The sequence below is a fragment of the Capnocytophaga sp. oral taxon 329 str. F0087 genome, assembly GCF_000213295.2.
GTDB lineage: Bacteria > Bacteroidota > Bacteroidia > Flavobacteriales > Flavobacteriaceae > Capnocytophaga > Capnocytophaga leadbetteri_A.
Map to the genome: position 1 here is coordinate 1 of NZ_KN390085.1, position 1,018 is coordinate 1,018.

1 protein-coding gene is annotated in these 1,018 nt (G+C 45.2%); it reads left to right on the forward strand.

Features of this window, described 5'->3' with window-relative positions:
* Positions 1-1,018 (forward strand): ParB/RepB/Spo0J family partition protein (locus tag HMPREF9074_RS11405; protein ID WP_034540961.1); only part of this gene is annotated, 1,018 nt, incomplete at both ends.

The following is a 1,018-nucleotide window of genomic DNA, read 5'->3' on the forward strand; positions in this document are numbered from 1 at the left end:
CGAAAGAAACTCAATGAAGAAATAGTCGAAAACATCGTCAATAACTTCAAACCTACCGACCTCGACCCATTGGTCGTATGGTACGACAAAAAGCAAGGCAAAACCTTTGTTTTGGCAGGGCATCACCGCTTTGAGGCACTCAAACGCCTCAAACATAAAAACGTGCCCGTAAAGTTCGCTAATGATGATTACCCTACCGAAGCCGATGCCATACGCTATGCCAAAGAGATAAGCAACGCCAACCGTACCCTTGAGGAACCCTATGAGCGCGCCGCTATCTATCGCAAGTATCGTGAAGAGGGCTACAGCGAAAAAGAAATAAACGACAAAGCAGCCCTTGAGGGCAAAAACCGCTCTTATATACTCAACTTATCGTGCCTAAACCCCAAAGGAGCCACGATGAGCACCCTTGTACAATTCAGTCAAACGCAAAGCAAAGCCGATAAAAACGAAGCCGAACGCGTAGCCGACTGGATAGGACAAGCCCGCCGCAACGCCCCCGAACTAACAGACGCGCACGAAAAAGAAATGTTCGACTTCCTAATGAATAAAGAAGCCAGCAAACGCACCACCACTAAAGTAAAATTCCTTGAGTACGTACGCGCTTGTTGGAACCCTTTCGAGCCTACGGCACCCCTCAATCTGGCACGTATGAAATACCAATCAGAGGGCGAAAAACAATATGATGAAGAGGTAGAACGCTATAAAACCCTTATAAGCGACCTACAAAATAACATCGGCAACCTAAAAGACCGCTTTATAAACCCTGCTAATAAAGACTTCGTAAACCCCGAAGCCCCCGACTATATGGCGGTAAAGAAAATAGCCGACAACAAAATAGCGGAGTACAACACCCAAATACAGTACTACCAAAAAGAGCTGCTTAAATTATACAACAACAAACAGTCCTACCTAAAACCTACCGGACAAATAGCACTTTTCGGCGCGCTCCCGATTTTCAAAACCCTAAAAGAAGCTAAAAAATACTTTCTTTCTTGGGCTTTAACACACCTAAGAG